The following is a 19,805-nucleotide window of genomic DNA, read 5'->3' as shown; positions in this document are numbered from 1 at the left end:
CCGCAGGGTACCTCCCGCGATCCCGGCCTCGCCGAGGTCACGGCTCGCGGCATGTCGGGCGATCACGGCGACGGGAAGGCCCGACATGCCGCACGTCGTGACCGATCCTCCACCGACGGGCCGACGGGCCGACGGGTCGAGGTGCCGGTGGCGCGGTCAGTCGGTGATGGTGGCGGAGCCGAGGACGATGTCACCGGCGGGGTCGGGGCGGTAGGCGACGATGGCCTGGCCGGCGGCGACACCGCGCACCGGGCGACGCAGGTCCGCGTGGAGGGTGTCGGCGTCGACCGTGACGGCAGCGGGCACCACCACCCCGTGGGCGCGCAGTTGCACCTCGCACTCGACCGGGCCGTCGGGTCGCCGACCACCGGTCCAGACCGGGCGGGTGGCACGGACCGTCGAGACCTCCAGCGCCTCCGCCGGGCCGACGGTGACGGTGTTCGTCTTGGGCGTGATGGAGAGCACGTAGCGGGGCCGGCCGTCCGGGGCCGGCCGGTCCAGGTGCAGACCGCGCCGCTGGCCGACGGTGTACGCGTACGCACCGGCGTGCTGCCCCACCACCGCGCCGGTGGTGGCGTCGACCACGTCGCCGGGCGTCTCGCCGAGGCGCCCGGCCAGGAAGCCGCGGGTGTCACCGTCGGCGATGAAGCAGATGTCGTGCGAGTCCGGCTTGTCGGCGACGGCGAGCCCACGCTCGGCAGCCTCCTGCCGGACCTGCGCCTTGGTCGAGTCCCCCAGCGGGAAGATCGAGCGGTCCAGCTGCTCACGGGTGAGCACGGCCAGCACGTACGACTGGTCCTTGGCCGCATCGACACTGCGGCGCAGCAGGCCGTCGGGGCCGAGCCGGGCGTGATGCCCGGTGACCACCGCGTCGAACCCCAGGGCCACCGCCCGGTCCAGCACCGCGGCGAACTTGATCTTCTCGTTGCAGCGCAGGCACGGGTTGGGGGTACGCCCCGCCGCGTACTCGGCGACGAAGTCGTCCACCACGTCGGCGTGGAAGCGGTCGGCCATGTCCCAGACGTAGAACGGGATGCCGAGCACGTCGGCGGCGCGCCGGGCGTCCCGCGAGTCTTCCAGGGTGCAGCAGCCCCGGGCACCTGTGCGGTAGGTCTGCGGGTTGCGCGCCAACGCCAGGTGCACGCCGGTCACGTCATGCCCGGCCTGCACCGCCCGCGCTGCCGCCACGGCGGAATCCACGCCGCCGGACATCGCCGCCAACACCCTCACCCGGACCACTCTCCCTTCCCACCGAGCCTATCCCCGCCCGCCACCGGGATCAGCGGGGCGTACGCGGGGCCGCCGCCCGCCGGGCCCGTTCCACGGCCCCGGGGAGCGCGGCGATGAGCGCGTCGATGTCCTCGGTGGTGCTGGTGTGGCCGAGGGAGAACCGCAGCGACGAGCGGGCCCGGTCGTCGTCCGCACCCATCGCCAGCAGCACGTGGGAGGGCTGTGCCACCCCGGCCGAGCAGGCCGAGCCGGTCGAGCAGGCGATGCCCTGGGCGTCCAGCAGGAGCAGCAGCGCATCCCCCTCGCAACCGGGGAAGGAGAAGTGCGCGTTGCCGGGCAGCCGGTCGGTCGGGTCGCCGTTGAAGATCACCTCGGGGACCGCCTGGCGGACCCGCCCCACCAGGTCGTCGCGGAGCGCGGCCAGCCCGGCCGCGTACTCCTGCTGGCCCTTGACGGCCGCTTCGACGGCGACCGCGAAGGCGACGATGCCGGCCGCGTCGAGGGTGCCGGAACGCACGTCCCGCTCCTGTCCCCCGCCGTGCAGCAGGGGTACCGCCGCCACGTCCCGGCCCAGCAACAACGCGCCGACCCCGACCGGACCGCCGAGCTTGTGACCGGTCACGGTGAGCGCGGCGACGCCGCTGGCGGCGAAGTCGACAGGCACCTGACCGACCGCCTGGATGGCGTCGGTGTGGAACGGCACGCCGTACTCGGCGGCCACCGCGGCCAACTCGCCGATCCGCTGGACCGTGCCGACCTCGTTGTTGGCCCACATGGCGGTGACCAGCGCCGCCCGGTCGCCGTGTTCGGCCAGCTCGGTGCGGAGCGCGTCCGGGTGCAGCCGCCCGGCCCCGTCGACGGGCAGCCAACCCACCTCGGCGCCCTCGTGCCGGTCGAGCCACCCCACCGCGTCGAGGACGGCGTGGTGTTCGACGGCGCTGGAGATCACCCGGCGCCGCCCGGCGTCGGCGGCCCGGCGCGCCCAGAAGATGCCCTTCACCGCGAGGTTGTCGCTCTCGGTGCCCCCACCAGTGAAGATCACCTCGGACGGCCGGGCACCCAGCGCGGCGGCCACCCGTTCCCGCGACTCCTCCACCCGGCGACGGGCGCGCCGGCCGGACGCGTGCAGAGAAGACGCGTTGCCGACCTCGCGGGCGGTCGCGACGTACGCCTCCAATGCCTCGTCGAGCATCGGAGTGGTCGCGGCATGATCCAGGTAAGCCATCACAGTTCAGCCTAACGACCCCTCCGATGCCGACCGCAGACCGGATTGCCTGGCGGGACGTCAGACCGGTGCGGCGGTCACCACGATGTTGTCCCGGTAACGGCGGGCGTCGGCGTCGAAGGGCCCACCACAGGTGATCAGCGTCAGCCGGGGACGCCCGTCGCGGGCGAAGTAACGCTCCAGCGGAATCTTCGTCTTGTCGTACTCCTCCCGGGCCACCACCCGGTAGGTCCGCTCGGTCCCGTCTTCACCGGTGGCCGTCACGGTGTCGCCCGGTGCCAGTTCCCGTAGCCGGTAGAAGGCGCCCTTGCCCTGTTCGGCGCTGTCGACGTGTCCGGCGATCACCACCGAGCCGGACTCGGCCTCCAGTCCGGGGCCGTAGCGGTACCAGCCGATCTCGTCGATGCTGGGCGGCACGTCGAACTCCCGGGTGCGCTCGTTGACGCCGACCGGATCGACCCGCGCGGTGACCCCGATCGCGGGGATGCGCAGCCGGACCGGGCGCACCGGTTCGGCGTCGTCGGGCAGCGCACCCGGGGCCACCGCCACGGCGGGTCCGGTGCTCGACGGGGTGGGGCTGGCCAGGGCGGCGGCCTGCTCGGCGCCGACGTCCCCCGCCGGCCTGGACCCGACCGCCACCACCGCCGCCACGGCGAGCGCGGCGGCGCCGGCGGCAACCGCCGCCAGCGCCCCACGGTTGACGACGGTCACCGGCGACCCGACCGGACGACAGCCGCCCGCGCCCCGCCCGCGACCAGCAGCAGGATCCCGGTGCCCGCCAGGGCGTACCACCAGGTGCCGAGGCCGGTGTCGGCCTGCCCGCCGGTGCCGCTCGGCACCCCGGACGGCGCCGAGTGCAGGCCGTCGATGGTCTGCGCCACGACGGAGAGGTTCTCCGCCTCGGCGGAACCGATGGCGTAGACGATCGTCGCCGTACCCTCCCGCAGGTTGAGGTCGGCCGGCCCGATCACCACCGTGTCGGTGCCGGCGAGCACCACGTCCGCCGAGACGCTGCCGGCGTCCACGTCGCCCTTGGCCTCGTTCGGGTTGGTCAGGCCCTCGAAGACCGGGCTGCCGCCGGCCCGTACGTCCACTGCCGGCGCGGCGGCGGTGTGCCGGACGATCAGCCGGGCCTGGCCGGCGTCGACCTTCGCGGTGTCGTTGACGAACGGGGTGATCGTAGGCTCGCCGTCGGCGTTGAGGTGGGCGGCGATGCTGATGTTCGCCCCACCGGGCACCTCGGCGTCGTCGGCGGTGAGGATGGCCTGCTCGATCGGCTCGCCCGGCTTGGTCAGGGCGAGGTCGTACTGCCCCTCGGGCAGGTCCAGCGGCCCGGCCACGTCACCGGGCTCGAAGTTCTCCAGGGTCTTCTCACCGTTGACGTAGACGTCGACCGGGGTGTCCGGGATGCCGTGCACGACGGAGACCTTCGAGTCGGCGGCGTACGCCGGGGTCGCCGTCGCGATGCCGGCGCCGACGAAGGTCAGCGCGGCGACCGCGCCACCAGCGGCGGCGCGGCGAAGGTACGCGAACTGCATGTCTGCCTCCTGGTGTTTCATGACACTTCGTCATGCTTGCTGTGCACCCCGAGTTACGCCGGCTCCGCGCCGCCCGGATGCGGGCCGCGGCGACTTTCTTTTTCCGGTCGCCACCGCATCCGTCGGGCACCGCCCGGACGAAGAGAGGCCGAGGAGACGCTGGGCTGACAGAGGGGACGGCGCCGGTGCGAGCTACAGTCGGGCATGCCCCCAACCAGGCGAACCGTCCCGTGACCGGGATCCGGCAGCAACCGGGCACACCCGAGGACGAGCTGGCCCGCCGCTTCCGGGCCGGCGACGAGCTGGCGCTGCGTGAGGCGTACGAACGTTACGGTCGGGCCGTTCTCCACCTGGCCACCAGCACGCTTGTGAACCGCAGCGACGCGGAGGACGCGACGCAGGCCACGTTCGTCGCCGCCTGGCTCGGCCGGGAGACCTTCGATCCGGCGAAGGGCTCGCTTGTCGGCTGGCTGCTGGGCATCGGCCGGCGCAAGGTGATCGACCGGCTCCGGTCCGCCGCCCGCGAGAACCGGGTGGTCGAGACCGTACGCCAACTGCCCGAGCCGGCACCCGCCGGCAGTGACCCGGACACCGTGGTCGACCGGCTGGTGGTGGCCGACGAACTGGCGCGGCTGCCGGACGAGCAGCGACGCATGCTGGAATTGGCCTTCTTCGACGACCTGACCCACCAGCAGATCGCGACAGTGACCGGAGTGCCGCTCGGCACGGTCAAGAGTCACATCCGGCGGGGCATGGCGAGTCTGAAGCGCAGATGGGAGGTGGACGGTGCAGCACCTGGAGCACGACCGGCTGGTATTTCTGGCGCTCGGTGAGAGTGAGGTGGACACCTCCGACCGCACCCACCTCGACGCCTGCCCGCACTGCCAGGCGGAGTTGGAGAGCCTGCGCCATGTCGCCGGCCTCGGCGCCGCCAGTCAGGAGCTGCGCGAACTGCCCGACCCGCCGGAACATGTCTGGCAGGGCATCATGGCCGAGATCACGGCGGCGAAGGAACTGCCCCGGCTCGCCGCCGACCCGCCACGGCCGGACCCGGCCGACCCGGCCGCCACCGACACTCCGCCCGGGCCACGCCGGTCGCGGCGCGGGCGCTGGTCGCGGCTCGCCACCACGGCGGTCACGGCGGTCGCCGCGGCCACCGTCGGTGTGGTCGGCACGGCCGCCCTGCTCCGCGACGGTACGCCCGCCGAGCCGACCGTGGTGGCCAGCGCTCCGCTGGCGGCGTACGGGTCGACTCCACCGGCGGCCCGGGGCGACGCCCGGGTGCTGGGCTCCGGCGAGTTGCACCTGCACGTGGCGAATCTCCCGGCCGTACCTGGGTACTACGAGGTCTGGCTCATCAACCCGCAGAACATGGAGATGTTCTCGGTCGGCGTGCTCGGCGACGGCGCTGACGTGCTGCTGCCGTTGCCGCCGAACGTCGACCTGGGGCGGTACTCGGTCGTCGACGTCTCGGCCGAGCAGTTCGACAACAACACCGCCCACTCCGGCGACAGCCTGTTGCGGGGCTCCCTGACGGGCTGATCGGCGGGCCGGTTCAGCTCCCCGGCCCGCCGGTCAGCTCCCTCGTACCACCGACGCGACACAGCCGCCGCCCGGAAATCCGGACGGCGGCTGCTCGCGTACGACTCACTTGCGCTTGCGGATCTCCTCGGCGGCCTGCGGCACGATCTTGAACAGGTCGCCGACCACGCCGAAGTCGGCCAGCTCGAAGATCGGTGCCTCGCCGTCCTTGTTGACCGCGACGATGGTCTTCGAGGTCTGCATGCCGGCCCGGTGCTGGATCGCGCCGGAGATGCCCAGGGCGATGTAGAGCTGCGGGGAGACGGTCTTGCCGGTCTGGCCCACCTGGAACTGGTGCGGGTAGAAGCCGGAGTCGACCGCGGCCCGGGACGCGCCGACGGCGCCCCCGAGCAGGTCGGCCAGCTCCTCGACCAGCTTGAAGTTGTCCGCGTTACCGACACCACGACCGCCGGACACCACCACGCCGGCCTCGGTCAGCTCGGGGCGGGAACCCTTCTGCTCGGCCACCCGGTCCACGACCTTGGCCAGCTTGTCGCTGTCGGTGACGGCGACGGTGAGCTGCTCGACCGCGGCAGTGGCCGCGGCCGGCGTCGGGTTGACCGAATTCGGCCGGACGGTGACCAGCGGCAGGCCCCGGGTGACCTTGGACGTCACGATCGTCGACCCGGCGAAGGCCACCTGGGTGGCGGTACCGTCGGCGGCCAGGCCGACCACGTCGGTCAGGATGCCGTTGTCCAGCTTGACCGCCAGCCGGGCGGCGATCTCCTTGCCCTCCTGCGAGGAGGCGAGCAGCACGGCGGCCGGCTGCACCCGCTTGACCAGATCGGCGACCACGGTGGCCTTCGGCGCCACCAGGTAGCCGTCGATCTCGTCACCCTCGGCCGCGTAGATCTTCTCCGCGCCGTACTCGCCCAGCTTGCCCGCGAGAGCCTCGGCGGCACCGGCGCCGCCGAGCACCACCGCCGATGGTGAGCCGAGCTCACGGGCGAGGGTGAGCATCTCCAGGGTGACCTTCTTGACGCCGAACTCCGCGGTGGCTTCGACGACGACGAGAACCTCAGACATGTCCCACACCCCTCACACGAACTTCTCGGTGGCGAGGAACTCGACGAGCTGCGTGCCGCCGGAGCCCTCATCGGTGACCTTGACGCCACCCGAACGCGGCGGACGCTTGCTGTGCTCGACCACGGCGCTTGTCGCCCCGTCGAAGCCGACCTCGTTCGCGGCCACGCCCAGGTCGGCGAGGGAGAGCGTCTGCACCGGCTTCTTCTTCGCGGCCATGATGCCCTTGAACGAGGGGTACCGGGGCTCGTTGATCGTGTCCCAGACGGAGACGATGGCCGGGGTCGAGGCGGTGACCACCTCGTAGCCCTCCTCCGTCTGCCGCTCCACGGTCAGCGTGGCCCCGTCGACCGTGAGCTTGCGGGCACCGGTCAGCGCCGCGATGCCCAGCCGCTCGGCGAGCATGTGCGGCATCACCTGCACCCGCCCGTCGGTCGACTCCGAGCCGCAGAGCACCAGGTCGGCGTTGAGCTGCCCCAGCGCGGCGGCGAGCACCTTCGAGGTGGCGACGGCGCAGGAGCCGTGCAGGGCGTCGTCCACCACGTGCACCGCCTTGTCCGGGCCCATCGAGAGCGCCTTGCGGATCGACTCGGTCGCCCGGTCCGGACCCATGGTCAGGATCGTCACCTCGCCGCCGTGCGCCTCCTTGATCTTCAACGCCTCCTCGATGGCGTACTCGTCCATCTCGTTGATGACGTTGTTCGCCGAACCGCGGTCGACAGTGTTGTCGTCAGTACGCAGGTTGCGGTCCGCGCCCGAATCAGGCACCTGCTTGACGAGTACGACGATGTTCATCGCGCTTCGACGACCCTCCTGCTGTGGTTATGTGATCTTTTCGCCCCAGATCTGGGCGCAGCCTCGCGCGTGCGGTGCCGTCCGGTCAACCATGGGCTGTTGTGCGGTTGCCCACGGCGCCATGTTACCTGCCAGTAGCATCGGTGCCCAGCACGCCCCTGATGCGTTCGATCACCTCGGCCTCGGCCGGACTCACCCCGTCGTGGGCGCGGGCCGTGCGATCGGCCGCGGCCAGCACCACCGCGCGGTACACCGGGACGTCCTGCGGGACCTTCTCGGTCAGGATCTCGACGCCCCGCCGCAGCGCCGGCAGCACCACCGACTCCACCTCCAGCGCCGAATCGCGCGGCAGTTTCGGCAGCGGACCGCTGGTCAACGCCTCCTTCACCACGCCACTGGCGTCGGCCATCGCCCCGGAGGCCGCGAAGCTCTCCCGGAACAGCGCGATCACCCCCGGGTCGGCGTTGGAGACCATGAGCACGGCACCGAAGGCACCCGTCTTCAGGGTCATCTTCTCGTCGTCCGTCAGCCGCTGGCTCATGATCACGGAGTGTAGACGTAGGGCGTGGTGGTGGTGACCGGGACAAGCCCGAGCCGTTCCAGCACCGGTCGACTCTCGTCCGACGCGTCGACCTGCACCAACGTCCGGCCACGCGCCCCGGCCAGCCGCACCCGGTAGGTGACCAACGCACGGTAGATGCCCTTACGTCGCCACTGCGGCAGCGTCGAGCCGCCCCAGAGCGTGGCGAACGTGCTGTCGACCGGGTACCGCACCCAACCGGCGCTCACCATCGTCTCGCCCGCCTCGGCCACCACGATCGTGATCGCCTGCGGATCGGTGCCGATCTCCCGCTCCAGCCCGTCGGCCAGTCCGGACAGGTCACGCCCCCACACCTGCGACTTCAGCTCAGCGATCCGGTCCAGGTCCGCGCGCCCGGTCACCTCCCGCAGGCGTACGCCCTCGGGCGTCACCGGCAGCGCGGAGGCCAGCGGAGCGACCGGGCCGACCACCACGGTCTCCTGCTCCTCCGGCACGAAGCCGGCGGCGCGCAACCGCTGCGGCAGGTCGGCCGGCTCGTCGTGACCGTGCAGCTTCCACTCGACCGGCTCACCCCGCTCGCGGAACACCGCAACCTGCCGGGCGATCAGCTCGTCGAGTGCGACGCCGGCCAGCCCACCGAGGTCGCGGTAGGTCACCATGCCCCGCTGGTCCAGGCCCCGCACCCGGAACAACGGACCGTCGGTTTCCACCACGACGCCGTCGGGCACCGGGTCGGGCAGATCCGGCCGCAGCTGAGTGTCGTACGCCGCCCGCAGGGTGGTCGCGTCAAGATCCGTCATGCCCCCAACCTATTCCCGCAGGAAACCGGATAATCACCACCGTGTGGCAGATGATCAGGAACTGGTTCGATCCGCAGGAGATGCGGTCGGTGGGTAGCACCCCCGACTACCGCTTCTCCCTGGCCAACGAGCGCACGTTCCTGGCCTGGCTGCGTACCGGACTGGCGTTGATCGCCGGCGGACTCGCCGCCGCGCAGTTCCTGCCGACCCTGTCCCTGGTCCACCTGCGCGAGGCGATCGCCGTGGCGTTGCTGCTGCTCGGCGGCGTGGTCGCGATCCGGGCCGTCGACCACTGGGCCCGCACCGAACGGGCCATCCGGCTCGGCGAGGAGTTGCCCGCGTCCCGCTTCCCGGCCGTCCTCGCCCTGACCGTCGGCCTCGGCGCGCTGTCGCTGGTGGTGGCGGTGCTGGCCGGCGCGATCAGCGGATGAGCACGGTTCGCGACCCGGGGCTGCAACCCGAACGCACCCGGCTTGCCTGGCGGCGCACCCTGCTCACGCTGACCGTGGTGGCGCTGCTGACGGTCCGGCTCGCGCTCACCGGCGGCCCGGGCGGGGCCGTGGCGGCGGCGCTGACCATCCTCGGCTGGGGTGCGATCGTCACGCTCTGTTGGCGGCGGGCCACCGGCAGCGGCGTACCCCGTACCGGCGGTCGACCACTCGCCCTGGTGGGGCTGGCCACCGCCGGATTTGCGCTTCTCGGAGCGCTGCTGGTGCTGCGCGGGCTGTGACCGCTGTGCGAGGTAGGTAATGATGGTTACATGGCCCGGCTGTACATCCTCCTCTTCCTGGTGCAGGTCGTTCTCGCCGTCTGTGCCCTGATCAGCTGCCTCTCCGCCGAGGAGGACGGCATCCGCCACCTCCCCCGGATCGCCTGGGTGCTGATCATCCTCTTCTTCCCGCTGGTCGGCTCGATCGCCTGGTTCGTCGCCGGGCGGGAGCGCAAGGCCGTCGGCGGGGCGTCGTCCTGGGCTCCGGGCGCGCGCCCGGCCGAGCGTCCCCGGCCGCTCGCCCCGGACGACGACCCGGAGTTCCTCCGCACCATCGAGGAGCGCTCGCGCCGGGAGGACCAGGAACTCTTCCGCCGTTGGGAGGAGGACCTGCGCAAACGCGAGGACGAGCTGCGCAAGCGCGAGGGCGAGCCACCGCGCGAGGAACCCCGCCCCGAGGTGTGACGGCCGGGGCGGGCTCCTGCGGGTTCAGGCCAGGTTCGAGGAGCGGGGGTACGCGTCGGCCGGATCGGTGAGCACGTTGACCAGGTACGGCACCCCGGCGTCGAAGGCCCGTTGCAGGGCCGGCCCCAGCTCGGCGGCCTTGGCGACCGTCTCGCCCGCCCCGCCGAGCGCGCCGACCACCTGGTCGTAGCGCAGCTCCGGCTGGAGGTCGGCGGCAACGTCGTAGCCGTACATGGCCCGCATCGGGTGCTTCTCCAGGCCCCAGATGCCGTTGTTGCCGACCACGATGACCACCGGCAGGTTCTGCCGGGCCAGCGACTCCACGTCCATCAGTGAGAAGCCGGCCGCGCCGTCGCCCATCAGCACACAGACCTGCCGGTCCGGGTGGGTGACCCGGGCGCCCATCGCGTAGCCCATGCCGGTGCCGAGGCAGCCGTACGGGCCGGGGTCGAGCCAGGTGCCGGGCTGGGCCGGCTCCAGATACCGCCCCGCGTACGAGACGAAGTCGCCGCCGTCGCCGATGGTGACCGCGTCGCGGGCGAGCACCTTGCGCAGCTCGCCGTAGATCCGAGCCGGGCGGATCGGGTCGGTCTCGGCCGCCATCTCCTCGGCGTCACGGGCCTTCGCGGCGTCCTCCGCCGTTCGCAACTGGGCGACCCAGTCGTCGTGATCGACGCGGTCGCCGGGGTGCTCGGCCAGGGCGGTGAGGATGCCGCGCAGGTCACCGGCGGGGGCGGCGGCGGGCTGTACGTGACCGGCGCGCTGGCTGGGCGCGTCGACGATGTGCACCACCTGAGCCTCGCCGAAGTCGCCGAAGGAGAGCCGGAAGTCCAACGGGGTGCCGATCACCACGACCACGTCGGCGTTGGACAGGGCCACCCGACGGGCCTTGGCGAAGGCCAACGGGTGCTCCGGTGGCAGGGCGCCCCGACCCATGCCGTTGGTGAAGACCGGCACGGTGAGCGCCTCGGCCGCGGCACGCAGCTCGTCGACGGCGTCACCGGTCCAGACGTCCGACCCGGCGATGATCACCGGACGGGCCGCGCCGGCGATCAGCGCGGCGGCGCGGGCCACCTCGTCGGGGTCGGCTTCGAGCGGGCTGAGCTGCGGCCCGGCCGGCAGCTCCGCGTCGCCGACCGAGAAGACCGCCTCCAGCGGGAAGTCGAGGAACACCGGCCCCCGGTGCGGGGTGAGGGCGGTGGTCAGCGCGGCGGCCACCGCCCGGGGGATGTCGTCCGCGCTGAACACCGTCTCCGCGTGCTTGGTGACCGGGGCGACCAGCGGGAGATGATCCATCTCCTGGAGGCTGCCCGAGCCCCAGCGGAACTGGGGTGCCCGGCCGCCCAGCACGAGCACCGGCGAGGCGTTGAAGAAGGCGCTGGTCAGACCGGAGATGCCGTTGGTCACACCGGGGCCGGCGGTGAGCACGGCCAGCCCGGGCCGGCGCTGGAGCTTCGCCACCGCCTCGGCGGCGAAGACGGCGGACTGCTCGTGCCGCACGTCGTAGATCGGGAAGTCGGTCTTGTGCGCGGCATCGTAGAGCGGGAACACGTGCCCGCCGGAGAGGGTGAACATCTCCCGCACCCCGTACGCGCGCAGCGCCGCGAGGGCGAGTTCCCCGCCGTGGCCTTCGATCCGCTCCGTCATTCCCGCTCCTTCTCGTCGCCTGACCGGAGTCACACGCTACTGGCCGGTAGAAGGAATGTGAACCATTCTCGGCGCGCTCAGCGTCCGGTGAAGTCCGGCTTCCGCTTCGCCACGAAGGCCGCCATCCCCTCGCGCCGGTCGTCGGTGGCGAACAGCGCCGCGAAGAGCTGGCTCTCCCAGGCCAGACCCGAGTTCAGGTCCATGTCCAGACCACCGTCGACGGCAAGCTTCGCCGCCCGCAGCGCCTGCACCGGACCGGTGAGGTACGGCCGCACCATCGCCACCGCGGTGTCGTACACCTCGGCTGCCGGGGCGATCCGGTCGGCCAGGCCGATCCGCAGCGCCTCCTGCGCGTCCACCATCCGACCCGACATGATCAGATCCTTGGCCCGGGCCGGCCCGACCAGCCGGGCGAGCCGCTGGGTGCCCCCCGCGCCTGGGATGATGCCCAGCTTGATCTCGGGCTGGCCGAGCTTGGCGTCCTCGGCCACCACCCGCCAGTCGCATGCCAGCGCCAGTTCGCAGCCGCCGCCGAGGGCGTAGCCGGTGATCGCGGCGACGACGGGCTTGGGGATCCGGGCGATCGCGCCGAGCGCGCTCGACAGGTCGGCGGCCCGCGCGGCCATGTCCACGTAGGACATGTCCGCCATCTCCTTGATGTCCGCACCGGCGGCGAAGACCTTCTCCCCGCCGTACACGATGACCGCGCGGACGTCGTGGTCGGCGGTCGCGGCGGTGGCGGCGGCGCGCAACTCCTCCTGCACCTGGGTGTTGAGGGCGTTCATCGGCGGCCGCTCCAGCCGGATGGTGCCGATGCCGTCCCGGGTCTCCAGCCGCACGAACTCGCCCACGCTGAGCCTCACTTCCTCGTCGAAGTCGCGTGCCAACCTTACGACCCGCCTCGTTGGGGTAAGTAGTCTGGTGCCAGCCCCGTCAGTCGGGAGTCGCACGATGAACCCTCGCCAACCTCAGCCGCGCGCTGGCCGTGCCGCGACGCCGTCGCCACACCCGGGCCGGACGCGCGGCCAGGACGAGAGACGTCCCGCGGTCACCTACTACGACGATCGGTCGGTGCGGGTCACCTCCGCCGCCGTCACCGTCGAGGGCCGGGTCTACCCACTGGCCGAGATCAGCGAAATCTGGCACCAGCACGGCACCCGCTCCTGGCGGGTGCTGGCCGGACGGGGCGCCATCGGTGCCGCGCTGGTCGCCCCGCTGGTGGCCGCCGCCGCCGGAGTCGCGCTGGCCATCCGGCTGGACCGCTCGACGACCGTCACGATCGCGATCGTCGGGGCCTCCGTGCTGGTCGGGCTGGCGGTCGGGCCGGTCGCCGACTTTCTCTTCGAGCACCTCGACCGTTCCTACGCCCGGGGCAGCCGGCAGCGGGAGGTCTGGATCCGCTGGCGGGGCCGGCCGGTGCAGTTGCTCCGCACCCCGGACGCGCTGCGCTTCGGGCAGATCTACCGCGCCGTGCAGCGCGCCATGGAGGTCGGCCGACCGATACCACCCCGTCGACGCTGAGCGCCCACCCGACTACTAAAGGTTGCCCGGTGGTGCTTAGGCTTAGTGATGGCGCTCTATTACCGGGACGACGCGGTGCAGGTGACCTCCGAGGCGATCCGGGCCGGTGGGCACGTCATTCCGATCACCGAGGTCACCTACGTCTGGCACGCGAAGGGGCGCACCACCCTCGCCGTACGCGGGCGGGTCATCGGTCGGGGCGTCCTGGTCCTGCTGCTGTCGCTGCCCCCACTGGTGGGACTGATCTGTGTGCTCTCGCTGGCCTGGTCCGCGCAGGACCGGGGCGAGTGGCTGCCGGCGCTGATCGTGCTCGCGGCGTGCGTCATTGTTCCGCTCGCATTCGTCCCGTTCCTGGAGATACCCCTCGGCTGGCTGGACCGCTCCTACGAGCGCGGCAACCGGGTGCTGGAGCTGTGGGTGCAGTACCGGCGGCAGGAGGTGCTGGTGCTACGCACCCCGGACGCGCTGCGGTTCGGCCAGATCTACCGCGCGGTGCAGCGCGCCGTCGAGCAGCAGAGCGACGGTTGACCCCCCGTCGTCGGGCGGTGGTGGCCCGCCCGACGCACACTTGATCCCATGGCACTCCCCCTTCCCCGGCCGACCGCGGTCCTCGGGCTCACCCGATCCGCCCTCGACCAGGCCGCCTCCTTCGCCGCCGTCCCGGCCCGCGCGTTCGCGGTGCTCGACGAGGTGGAGGCGCTGCTGGCCCGGATCAACGGCGTGGTGGACCGGGTCGAGCAGACCCTGGACCGGACCGACCAGATGGTCACCGACGCCGAGGTGGCGGTCCGCGAGGTCGCGGTGATCAGTGCCGCCGCCACCGCCGCCGTGGACACCGCCACCGAGGTGGCCGCGGCGGCGGCCGTCGTCGTGGAGTCGGCGGGGTCGGTGGCCGGGCGGGCCGCCGAGACCGTGGGTACGGCGGCCGAGGCCGCCGCCACCGCGGCCGAACTGCTGAAGGCGTACGAACCCGCGCTGCGGCGGGCTGCGCCGATGGCCAACCACTTCGTCGAGCAGCTCAGCCACGAGGAGGTGACCGCGGCGGTCCGGCTGGTCGACGAGTTGCCGAAGCTGCGGCAGCACCTCACCGCCGACATCCTGCCGATCCTGGCCACCCTGGACCGGGTCGGCCCGGACCTGCACGACCTGCTCGACGTGACCCGGGACCTCAAGCTCGCGGTGGCGGGCATCCCCGGCCTGTCGATGCTGCGCAGGCGGGGCGAGAAGCTCAACGACGACGCCGGCTGACCAGGCCGGATCCTCGGCGGGGTCAACAGTCGCAGGCGACGGCGGTTCGTGGGGCGGTCAGGTCGTCCACCGGCCGGCGGGTGAGTCCCGCGGCGGTCACCACGGGCAGGCCCTCCCGGACCCAGTACTCATAGCCGCCGCGCATCTCCTTGACCGGGTAGCCGAGTCGGGCGAACTCCAGCGCGGCCCGGGTGGCGCCGTCACAGCCGGGCCCCCAGCAGTAGGTGACCACGCGCGCGCCGGGCGGCACCGCCTCGGTGGCCCGTTCGGCGATCAGTTCGGTGGGCAGGTGCACGGCACCGGGCAGGTGGCCCTGCGCCCACGCCGCGTCGCCGCGCGAGTCGACCACGACCAGGTCGGGTACGACCGCGGTGAGGTCGGCGTGCACGTCGGCGACGTCGGTCTCGAAGCGCAGTCGGGCGAGGAAGTGGGCGACGGCGGTGGACGGATCGGCAGCCGGTACGGCGAAAGCTCGGATCATGTCTCCGATCGTCGACCGCAGCCGACCGGCGGGCCAGTGGCGGTAACGCCGTACTCCGCTAACATCCGGCCATGGAACCGGGTGACCGTAGCGTGGCTGTGCTCGCGTACCCCGGGATGTCGGGTTTCGAGACCGGGATCGTCACGGAGGTCTTCGGACTGCCCCGGCCGGAGCTCGACGTGCCCTGGTACGACCTGCGGCTCTGCGCCGAGCGACCGGGCCCCGTGCCGCTGCTCGGCGGCGCCAGCCTGCACAGCCCGTACGGCCTCGACGTGCTGGCCGCCGCCGCGACCGTCATCGTTCCCGGCGTGCCCGACGTGCACGGCACACCGTCGCCGGAACTGGTCGCGGCGCTACGCCTGGCCCACCGGGCCGGCGCCCGGCTGCTGTCCATCTGTTCGGGCGCCTTCGCGCTGGCCGGTGCCGGGCTGCTCGACGGTCGACGGGCCGCCACCCACTGGCGGTACGCGGACCTGCTGGCCCGCCGGTACCCGCGGGTCACGGTCGACGCCGACGTGCTGTATCTCGACGACGGGGACATCCTCACCAGCGCCGGCAGCGCCGCCGGCCTCGACCTGTGCGTGCACGTGGTGCGACGTGACCACGGTTCGGTCGTGGCCAACGCGGTCGCCCGCCGGCTGGTGATTCCGCCGCACCGTGACGGCGGCCAGGCCCAGTTCATCGAGGCGCCGGTGGCGATGGACCCGGACGACGACCGGATCGCCAGCAGCATCGACTGGGCGCTGGCCCACCTGACGGAGCCGCTCACGGTGGCCCGGCTGGCCCGGCAGGCGCACATGTCGTCCCGCACCTACCTGCGGCATTTCGCGAGAGCCACCGGCACCAGCCCGATCCGCTGGCTGATCGAGCAACGAGTGCGGGCCAGCCTGGCGCTGCTGGAAACGACCGACACACCGGTCGGGCAGATCGCCACGGCCGTCGGCTTCGACGCCCCGGTGACCTACCGTCACCACTTCGCCCGGGCGATGCGGACCTCACCGTCGGCGTACCGTCGTGCGTTCCGTGCCGGCGTCGACACCGAGCAGGCGCGCCGGGCGGGGCGGCCGAGCCCGACCGAGCGGCGCTGATCCGGTCAGGGCGCGGGTACGTACAGCTGGTCGATCTCGACCCGGTGCGGCAACGAGACGCTGGCACCGAGCCGGCGTACGCAGGCGGCGCCGGCGGCCGAGGCCCAACGCACCGCGTCCACCAGGTCGCGTCCCTCGCCCCAGGCCACGGCGAGCGCACCGGTGAAGGCGTCACCGGCGGCCGTCGAGTCGACCGTGTCCACAGTGACCGCCGGCACGTGCACCGCCGTGCCGTCCCGGTCGCCGTACCAGGCGCCCTGAGCGCCGAGGGTCAGCACCGCCCGGGGCACCAGGTCGAGCAGCGCCTGCGGATCCTCCCGACCCCGTCCGGTGTACGCCTGCGCCTCGTTCTCGTTGACGACCAGCACGTCCACGGCGGCGAACAGCTCTGGCGGCAGCGGCACGGCCGGTGCCGCGTTGAGCACCACCCGGGTACCGGCGGCGCGGGCCGCCACCGCCGCCTGAGTCACCGTCTCCACCGGGATCTCCAGCTGCGCGACCAGGACGTCGGCGTCGCGGACGGCGTCGAGTTCGGTCTCGGTCAGGTCGGTCAGCGACGTGTTGGCCCCCGGGGTCACCAGGATCGCGTTCTCGCCCTCGGCGTTGACCATGACCAGGGCCACCCCGGACGCGCCGTAGGTGGTGCGCAGCTGACTGGTGTCGACCCCGGCGGCGGTGACCCGGGCGCGCAGGGTCACCCCGAAGGCGTCCGAGCCGATCGCGCCCAGGAAGACGCTTGCGGCACCCGCTCTCGCGGCGGCGATGGCCTGGTTGGCGCCCTTGCCGCCGGGCACGGTGACGAAGTCGGTGCCGAGCCGGGTCTCCCCCGGACGGGGCAGCGCCTCGGCGGTGGCGACCAGGTCCATGTTGGCGCTGCCCACCACCACGACGCGGGTCTGTGGCACGGGCACCTCCCGGAGATGGCGGGCGTCGCCTCAGGCGGCGCGGGCGGTGTAGCGGTCGCCGTTGCGCTCGACGAGCAGCGGCAGCCCGAAGGTCTTGGTGAGGTTGTCGGCGGTGAGGGTGTCGTCCAGCAGGCCCTGCGCCATCACGGCCCCGTCACGCAACAGCAGCGCGTGGGTGAAGCCGGGGGGAATCTCCTCGACGTGGTGGGTGACCAGCACCAACGCCGGAGCGTCCGGATCGTGCGCCAGGTCGGCGAGGCGGGCGACCAGATCCTCCCGGCCGCCCAGGTCCAGCCCGGCCGCCGGCTCGTCGAGCAGCAGCAGCTCCGGGTCGGTCATCAGCGCCCGGGCGATCTGGGTCCGTTTGCGCTCCCCCTCCGACAGGGTGCCGTACGCCCGGTCGGCCAACCCGCTGACGCCCAGTTGGTCGAGCAACGCCCGAGCGCGGGCCTCGTCGGCCGGGTCGTAGCTCTCCCGCCACCGGCCGACCACCGACCAGGCGGCGGTCATCACCACGTCGACGACCCGCTCCTGAGCGGGCAACCGCTCGGCCAGCGCGGCGGTGGAGAGGCCGATCCGGGTCCGCAACTCCATGACGTCGGTGCGGCCGATCCGCTCACCCAGCACGTGCGCGGTGCCGGTGGTCGGGTGCAGGCGTCCGGAGGCGATGTTGAGCAGGGTGGTCTTGCCGGCACCGTTTGGCCCCAGCACCACCCAGCGTTCGTCCAGTTCCACCCGCCAGTCGACGTCGTGCAGCAGGGCGGTGCCGGACCGGCGTACGGCGACGCCGTCGAGGCTGACCACCAGATCCGCGTCCACGGGTGAGGGGGCGGGTGCGGCGCCGGCGGCGCCAGGGATCAGGTCACCAGTCACCAGCCCATCCAACCACGCACCGCCGAGGTGCCCCCACGGGCGGGCGTCGCCGCCGTAGGGTGAAGCGCCGTGTCGTTGCTCACCCCACCCGGAGGACCGCCCATGACCAGTGGGGTCATCGAGATCGAAGGTCTCCGGAAGACCTTCCACAGCCTGCGTCGCGGGCGGCGGGTCGCGGTCGACGGCTTCGATCTGCTGGTCGAGGCCGGCCAGGTGCACGGCTTCCTCGGGCCCAACGGGTCGGGAAAGACGACCACCCTGCGCGCGCTGCTCGGGCTGGTACGCGCCGACGACGGGCGGATGCGGGTGCTCGGCGCCAACGCGCCGGAGCAGTTGCCCCAGGTCGCCGGCCGGGTCGGGGCGATCGTGGAGAGCCCACAGTTCTACGGCAACTTCACCGGCTACCGGACGCTGCGGCTGCTCGCCCTCGCCGGTGGCGTACCGGTCGCCCGGGTCGACGAGGTGCTGGAGCAGGTCGGGCTGGCCGACCGGGGCGACGAGCGGGTCAAGGGCTACTCGCTGGGCATGAAGCAGCGACTGGCGGTGGCCTCGGCCCTGCTCAAGCGACCCGAGCTGCTGATACTTGACGAGCCGGCGAACGGGCTCGACCCGGCGGGCATCCGCGAGATGCGGGATCTCGTCCGCGCGCTGGCGGCCAACGGCGTGACGGTGCTGCTCTCCAGCCACATCCTGGCCGAGATCCAACTGATCTGCGACCACGTCACGATCATCTCGCACGGCCGGCGGGTGGCGGCGGGCCCGGTGGCGGAGGTGCTCGCCGGCTTCGACCACAACGAACACCTGGTCCGCGCCGACGACCTGGCCCGGGCCGAGGAGCTGTTGCTGGCCGCCGGGCTGGCCGTCACCGGGCACGCCGACCATCTGGTGGTCAGCGGGGTGCCGGATCCGACCGCTGTCAGCCGGACGCTGGGCGAGCAGGGGGTCTGGGTACGCGAGCTGACGCCGCTGCGGCCGGATCTGGAGAGCGTCTTCCTGGAGCTGACCGGTAATCCGGCGCACCCGGGTGTGCCCCGGCAGGTGGACGGCTCGGCACCACCTGGCGATCCGGCCGCCAGCCAGGATATCGATCTCGGGATGCGGGGAGTGGACGCGTGAACCTGATCCGTGCCGAGGTGGAGCGGCTCGGTGCCCGCCGCTTCGTCCAGCTCATGATCGTGCTGCTGATGCTGGCGTTCGGGGTGACCGCGGCGACCACGCTGGCCGGGTCGCACCAGCCCTCCGCCGTGGAGCTGGCCGAGGCGCAGCGGCAGGCCGCCGCCGACCTGCGCGGCATGGAGTTGGAGCACGAGCGGTGCCTCGCCCGGGAACGTGGCGAGCCGTTCCGCGACGACCCAGGTCTCTACCTGCCGTCGGACTGCTCCGAGCTGGATCCGGCGCTGCGGGACCGGTTGCCGGTGGCCGCCGACTACCTGGCCGGGGTGTTCACCTTCACCCGGCAGGCCGAGCCGCTGCTCTACTTCCTGGTGGCGTACCTGGTGCTCTTCGGATTCCTGGTCGGCGCCTCGTACATCGGCGCCGACCTGAACTCCGGCGGAGTGGTCAACCTGCTGCTGTGGCGACCCCGCCGGCTGACCGTGCTCGGAGCCAAGCTCGGCACGCTGGTCGGTGCGGTGCTGACGGTGTCGGTGCTCGCCACCCTGGCCTATCTCGTCACCTTCTGGGTCATCGCGCAGGTAGCCGGTTATCCCGGGCCGACAAACGTGACCTTCTGGGCCGAGTTGGGCGCGATCTGGGGTCGAGGCTTGACGCTGGTGCTGCTCGCGGCGGCGACCGGCTTCGCCATCGCGACGATGGGCCGGCACACCGCGGCGGCGCTCGGCGCGGTGGCCGCGTACCTGGTGGTGTGGGAGCTGGGTGGGCGGATCGTGTTGCAGATCCTGGAGGTGGCCCGACCCGACCAGCTCATGCTCGGCAGCTACGTCGGCGCGTGGCTGGCCGGCGAGGTCAGATTCTGGGACAGCACCGCCTGCCGGACCGTCACCGACGGCTACTGCGACGGCAGCTACACGCTCACCTGGCAGCCAGCACTCGCGGTGCTCCTGCTGCTCACCGCCGGCCTCACCGCCGCCGCCTTCGCCCTCTTCCGACGCCGCGACCTGATCTAACCCCCACCC

At 72.6% G+C, this 19,805-nt stretch carries 24 protein-coding genes; 11 read left to right on the top strand and 13 right to left on the bottom strand.

Annotated elements, in window-relative coordinates:
* Positions 1 to 156: 156 nt before the first annotated feature.
* Genes mnmA through KBX50_RS30165 form a run of 4 tightly spaced genes read right to left on the bottom strand, consistent with a single transcriptional unit; the run spans position 157 to position 3,993 of the window.
* On the bottom strand, positions 157 to 1,230 hold the full coding sequence (gene mnmA / locus KBX50_RS30180; RefSeq protein WP_210941263.1) for a tRNA 2-thiouridine(34) synthase MnmA: 1,074 nt from the start codon (positions 1,228 to 1,230) through the stop codon (positions 157 to 159).
* 49 nt (positions 1,231 to 1,279) lie between these two features.
* Positions 1,280 to 2,455 (bottom strand): cysteine desulfurase family protein, encoded by a 1,176-nt coding sequence (locus KBX50_RS30175; protein ID WP_210941262.1) that lies wholly within the window; start codon positions 2,453 to 2,455, stop codon positions 1,280 to 1,282.
* A gap of 60 nt (positions 2,456 to 2,515) precedes the next feature.
* Positions 2,516 to 3,166, bottom strand: a complete 651-nt coding sequence (locus tag KBX50_RS30170) for a class F sortase (RefSeq protein WP_210941261.1) — start codon at positions 3,164 to 3,166, stop codon at positions 2,516 to 2,518.
* Complete coding sequence (locus KBX50_RS30165) at positions 3,163 to 3,993, bottom strand: DUF4397 domain-containing protein (RefSeq protein WP_210941260.1); 831 nt, start codon at positions 3,991 to 3,993, stop codon at positions 3,163 to 3,165. Before KBX50_RS30165 ends, KBX50_RS30170 begins: the two co-directional genes overlap by 4 nt.
* 230 nt (positions 3,994 to 4,223) lie before the next feature.
* On the opposite strand from KBX50_RS30165, the gene KBX50_RS30160 reads away from it, so the two are divergent.
* Together KBX50_RS30160 and KBX50_RS30155 are read left to right on the top strand one after the other, a co-directional pair.
* Complete coding sequence (locus tag KBX50_RS30160) at positions 4,224 to 4,826, top strand: RNA polymerase sigma factor (RefSeq protein WP_210941270.1); 603 nt, start codon at positions 4,224 to 4,226, stop codon at positions 4,824 to 4,826.
* Positions 4,780 to 5,535: an anti-sigma factor gene (locus KBX50_RS30155; RefSeq protein ID WP_210941259.1), complete on the top strand. Its 756-nt coding sequence runs from the start codon at positions 4,780 to 4,782 to the stop codon at positions 5,533 to 5,535. The genes KBX50_RS30160 and KBX50_RS30155 overlap by 47 nt, the downstream gene beginning before the upstream one ends.
* A 105-nt stretch (positions 5,536 to 5,640) precedes the next feature.
* On the opposite strand, the gene KBX50_RS30150 is transcribed toward KBX50_RS30155, so the two are convergent.
* From KBX50_RS30150 to KBX50_RS30135, 4 genes are all read right to left on the bottom strand, one after another.
* Positions 5,641 to 6,600 (bottom strand): electron transfer flavoprotein subunit alpha/FixB family protein, encoded by a 960-nt coding sequence (locus KBX50_RS30150; protein WP_210941258.1) that lies wholly within the window; start codon positions 6,598 to 6,600, stop codon positions 5,641 to 5,643.
* Between the two features lie 12 nt (positions 6,601 to 6,612).
* Positions 6,613 to 7,392 (bottom strand): electron transfer flavoprotein subunit beta/FixA family protein, encoded by a 780-nt coding sequence (locus KBX50_RS30145; protein WP_093401799.1) that lies wholly within the window; start codon positions 7,390 to 7,392, stop codon positions 6,613 to 6,615.
* 124 nt (positions 7,393 to 7,516) lie between these two features.
* Complete coding sequence (locus tag KBX50_RS30140) at positions 7,517 to 7,939, bottom strand: hypothetical protein (RefSeq protein WP_210941257.1); 423 nt, start codon at positions 7,937 to 7,939, stop codon at positions 7,517 to 7,519.
* Positions 7,936 to 8,733, bottom strand: a complete 798-nt coding sequence (locus KBX50_RS30135) for a GNAT family N-acetyltransferase (protein WP_210941256.1) — start codon at positions 8,731 to 8,733, stop codon at positions 7,936 to 7,938. The genes KBX50_RS30140 and KBX50_RS30135 overlap by 4 nt, the downstream gene beginning before the upstream one ends.
* A gap of 50 nt (positions 8,734 to 8,783) precedes the next feature.
* Here KBX50_RS30135 and KBX50_RS30130 point away from each other — a divergent pair, with 50 nt between their 5' ends.
* From KBX50_RS30130 to KBX50_RS30120, 3 genes are read left to right on the top strand one after another with little or no spacing between them, the layout of a single operon-like run.
* Positions 8,784 to 9,164, top strand: coding sequence for a DUF202 domain-containing protein (locus KBX50_RS30130; protein ID WP_170863290.1), 381 nt, complete (start codon positions 8,784 to 8,786; stop codon positions 9,162 to 9,164).
* Entirely contained in the window at positions 9,161 to 9,463 is a 303-nt protein-coding gene (locus tag KBX50_RS30125; RefSeq protein WP_210941255.1) for a DUF202 domain-containing protein, read from the top strand. Before KBX50_RS30130 ends, KBX50_RS30125 begins: the two co-directional genes overlap by 4 nt.
* A 30-nt stretch (positions 9,464 to 9,493) precedes the next feature.
* Entirely contained in the window at positions 9,494 to 9,907 is a 414-nt protein-coding gene (locus KBX50_RS30120; protein ID WP_210941254.1) for a PLD nuclease N-terminal domain-containing protein, read from the top strand.
* Positions 9,908 to 9,931: 24 nt separating this feature from the next.
* Here the strand turns inward: KBX50_RS30120 and KBX50_RS30115 are convergent, their stop codons facing one another.
* On the bottom strand, positions 9,932 to 11,554 hold the full coding sequence (locus KBX50_RS30115) for an acetolactate synthase (RefSeq protein WP_210941253.1): 1,623 nt from the start codon (positions 11,552 to 11,554) through the stop codon (positions 9,932 to 9,934).
* A 77-nt stretch (positions 11,555 to 11,631) separates the two neighbouring features.
* Positions 11,632 to 12,405 carry an enoyl-CoA hydratase-related protein gene (locus KBX50_RS30110; RefSeq protein ID WP_210941252.1) on the bottom strand — a complete coding sequence of 258 codons (774 nt, stop codon included), beginning with the start codon at positions 12,403 to 12,405 and terminating at the stop codon, positions 11,632 to 11,634.
* Positions 12,406 to 12,625: 220 nt separating this feature from the next.
* Between KBX50_RS30110 and KBX50_RS30105 the strand changes: the two genes are divergently transcribed.
* From KBX50_RS30105 to KBX50_RS30095, 3 genes are read left to right on the top strand one after another with little or no spacing between them, the layout of a single operon-like run.
* Entirely contained in the window at positions 12,626 to 13,075 is a 450-nt protein-coding gene (locus KBX50_RS30105; RefSeq protein ID WP_210941251.1) for a DUF6232 family protein, read from the top strand.
* Between the two features lie 48 nt (positions 13,076 to 13,123).
* Positions 13,124 to 13,603, top strand: coding sequence for a DUF6232 family protein (locus KBX50_RS30100; RefSeq protein ID WP_210941250.1), 480 nt, complete (start codon positions 13,124 to 13,126; stop codon positions 13,601 to 13,603).
* A gap of 48 nt (positions 13,604 to 13,651) precedes the next feature.
* Positions 13,652 to 14,323, top strand: coding sequence for a hypothetical protein (locus KBX50_RS30095; RefSeq protein WP_210941249.1), 672 nt, complete (start codon positions 13,652 to 13,654; stop codon positions 14,321 to 14,323).
* A gap of 22 nt (positions 14,324 to 14,345) precedes the next feature.
* Here the strand turns inward: KBX50_RS30095 and KBX50_RS30090 are convergent, their stop codons facing one another.
* On the bottom strand, positions 14,346 to 14,804 hold the full coding sequence (locus KBX50_RS30090; protein WP_210941248.1) for a rhodanese-like domain-containing protein: 459 nt from the start codon (positions 14,802 to 14,804) through the stop codon (positions 14,346 to 14,348).
* Positions 14,805 to 14,875: 71 nt separating this feature from the next.
* On the opposite strand from KBX50_RS30090, the gene KBX50_RS30085 reads away from it, so the two are divergent.
* Positions 14,876 to 15,892 carry a helix-turn-helix domain-containing protein gene (locus tag KBX50_RS30085; RefSeq protein WP_210941247.1) on the top strand — a complete coding sequence of 339 codons (1,017 nt, stop codon included), beginning with the start codon at positions 14,876 to 14,878 and terminating at the stop codon, positions 15,890 to 15,892.
* A gap of 5 nt (positions 15,893 to 15,897) precedes the next feature.
* Here the strand turns inward: KBX50_RS30085 and KBX50_RS30080 are convergent, their stop codons facing one another.
* Together KBX50_RS30080 and KBX50_RS30075 are read right to left on the bottom strand one after the other, a co-directional pair.
* On the bottom strand, positions 15,898 to 16,797 hold the full coding sequence (locus KBX50_RS30080; RefSeq protein ID WP_210941246.1) for a ribokinase: 900 nt from the start codon (positions 16,795 to 16,797) through the stop codon (positions 15,898 to 15,900).
* A 30-nt stretch (positions 16,798 to 16,827) separates the two neighbouring features.
* Positions 16,828 to 17,670 (bottom strand): ABC transporter ATP-binding protein, encoded by an 843-nt coding sequence (locus tag KBX50_RS30075; RefSeq protein ID WP_210941245.1) that lies wholly within the window; start codon positions 17,668 to 17,670, stop codon positions 16,828 to 16,830.
* Between the two features lie 102 nt (positions 17,671 to 17,772).
* On the opposite strand from KBX50_RS30075, the gene KBX50_RS30070 reads away from it, so the two are divergent.
* Both KBX50_RS30070 and KBX50_RS30065 read left to right on the top strand, forming a co-directional pair.
* Entirely contained in the window at positions 17,773 to 18,786 is a 1,014-nt protein-coding gene (locus KBX50_RS30070; RefSeq protein ID WP_210941244.1) for an ABC transporter ATP-binding protein, read from the top strand.
* Positions 18,783 to 19,796 carry an ABC transporter permease subunit gene (locus tag KBX50_RS30065; protein WP_210941243.1) on the top strand — a complete coding sequence of 338 codons (1,014 nt, stop codon included), beginning with the start codon at positions 18,783 to 18,785 and terminating at the stop codon, positions 19,794 to 19,796. Before KBX50_RS30070 ends, KBX50_RS30065 begins: the two co-directional genes overlap by 4 nt.
* Positions 19,797 to 19,805 lie beyond the last annotated feature (9 nt).

It is taken from the genome of Micromonospora sp. C51 (assembly GCF_018070435.1).
In the GTDB taxonomy this organism is placed as follows: Bacteria; Actinomycetota; Actinomycetes; order Mycobacteriales; family Micromonosporaceae; genus Micromonospora; species Micromonospora sediminimaris.
Note: the sequence above shows the minus strand (reverse complement) of the source record. Positions and strands in the feature narration are given on the sequence as shown.

Coding starts and splice junctions, on each gene's coding strand:
- KBX50_RS30175 (WP_210941262.1), bottom strand. CDS start 2,455: ATGGCTTACCTGGATCATGCCGCGACCACTCCGATGCTCGACGAGGCA.
- KBX50_RS30165 (WP_210941260.1), bottom strand. CDS start 3,993: ATGCAGTTCGCGTACCTTCGCCGCGCCGCCGCTGGTGGCGCGGTCGCC.
- KBX50_RS30150 (WP_210941258.1), bottom strand. CDS start 6,600: ATGTCTGAGGTTCTCGTCGTCGTCGAAGCCACCGCGGAGTTCGGCGTC.
- KBX50_RS30145 (WP_093401799.1), bottom strand. CDS start 7,392: ATGAACATCGTCGTACTCGTCAAGCAGGTGCCTGATTCGGGCGCGGAC.
- KBX50_RS30135 (WP_210941256.1), bottom strand. CDS start 8,733: ATGACGGATCTTGACGCGACCACCCTGCGGGCGGCGTACGACACTCAG.
- KBX50_RS30130 (WP_170863290.1), top strand. CDS start 8,784: ATGATCAGGAACTGGTTCGATCCGCAGGAGATGCGGTCGGTGGGTAGC.
- KBX50_RS30125 (WP_210941255.1), top strand. CDS start 9,161: ATGAGCACGGTTCGCGACCCGGGGCTGCAACCCGAACGCACCCGGCTT.
- KBX50_RS30120 (WP_210941254.1), top strand. CDS start 9,494: ATGGCCCGGCTGTACATCCTCCTCTTCCTGGTGCAGGTCGTTCTCGCC.
- KBX50_RS30115 (WP_210941253.1), bottom strand. CDS start 11,554: ATGACGGAGCGGATCGAAGGCCACGGCGGGGAACTCGCCCTCGCGGCG.
- KBX50_RS30100 (WP_210941250.1), top strand. CDS start 13,124: ATGGCGCTCTATTACCGGGACGACGCGGTGCAGGTGACCTCCGAGGCG.
- KBX50_RS30095 (WP_210941249.1), top strand. CDS start 13,652: ATGGCACTCCCCCTTCCCCGGCCGACCGCGGTCCTCGGGCTCACCCGA.
- KBX50_RS30090 (WP_210941248.1), bottom strand. CDS start 14,804: ATGATCCGAGCTTTCGCCGTACCGGCTGCCGATCCGTCCACCGCCGTC.
- KBX50_RS30085 (WP_210941247.1), top strand. CDS start 14,876: ATGGAACCGGGTGACCGTAGCGTGGCTGTGCTCGCGTACCCCGGGATG.
- KBX50_RS30070 (WP_210941244.1), top strand. CDS start 17,773: ATGACCAGTGGGGTCATCGAGATCGAAGGTCTCCGGAAGACCTTCCAC.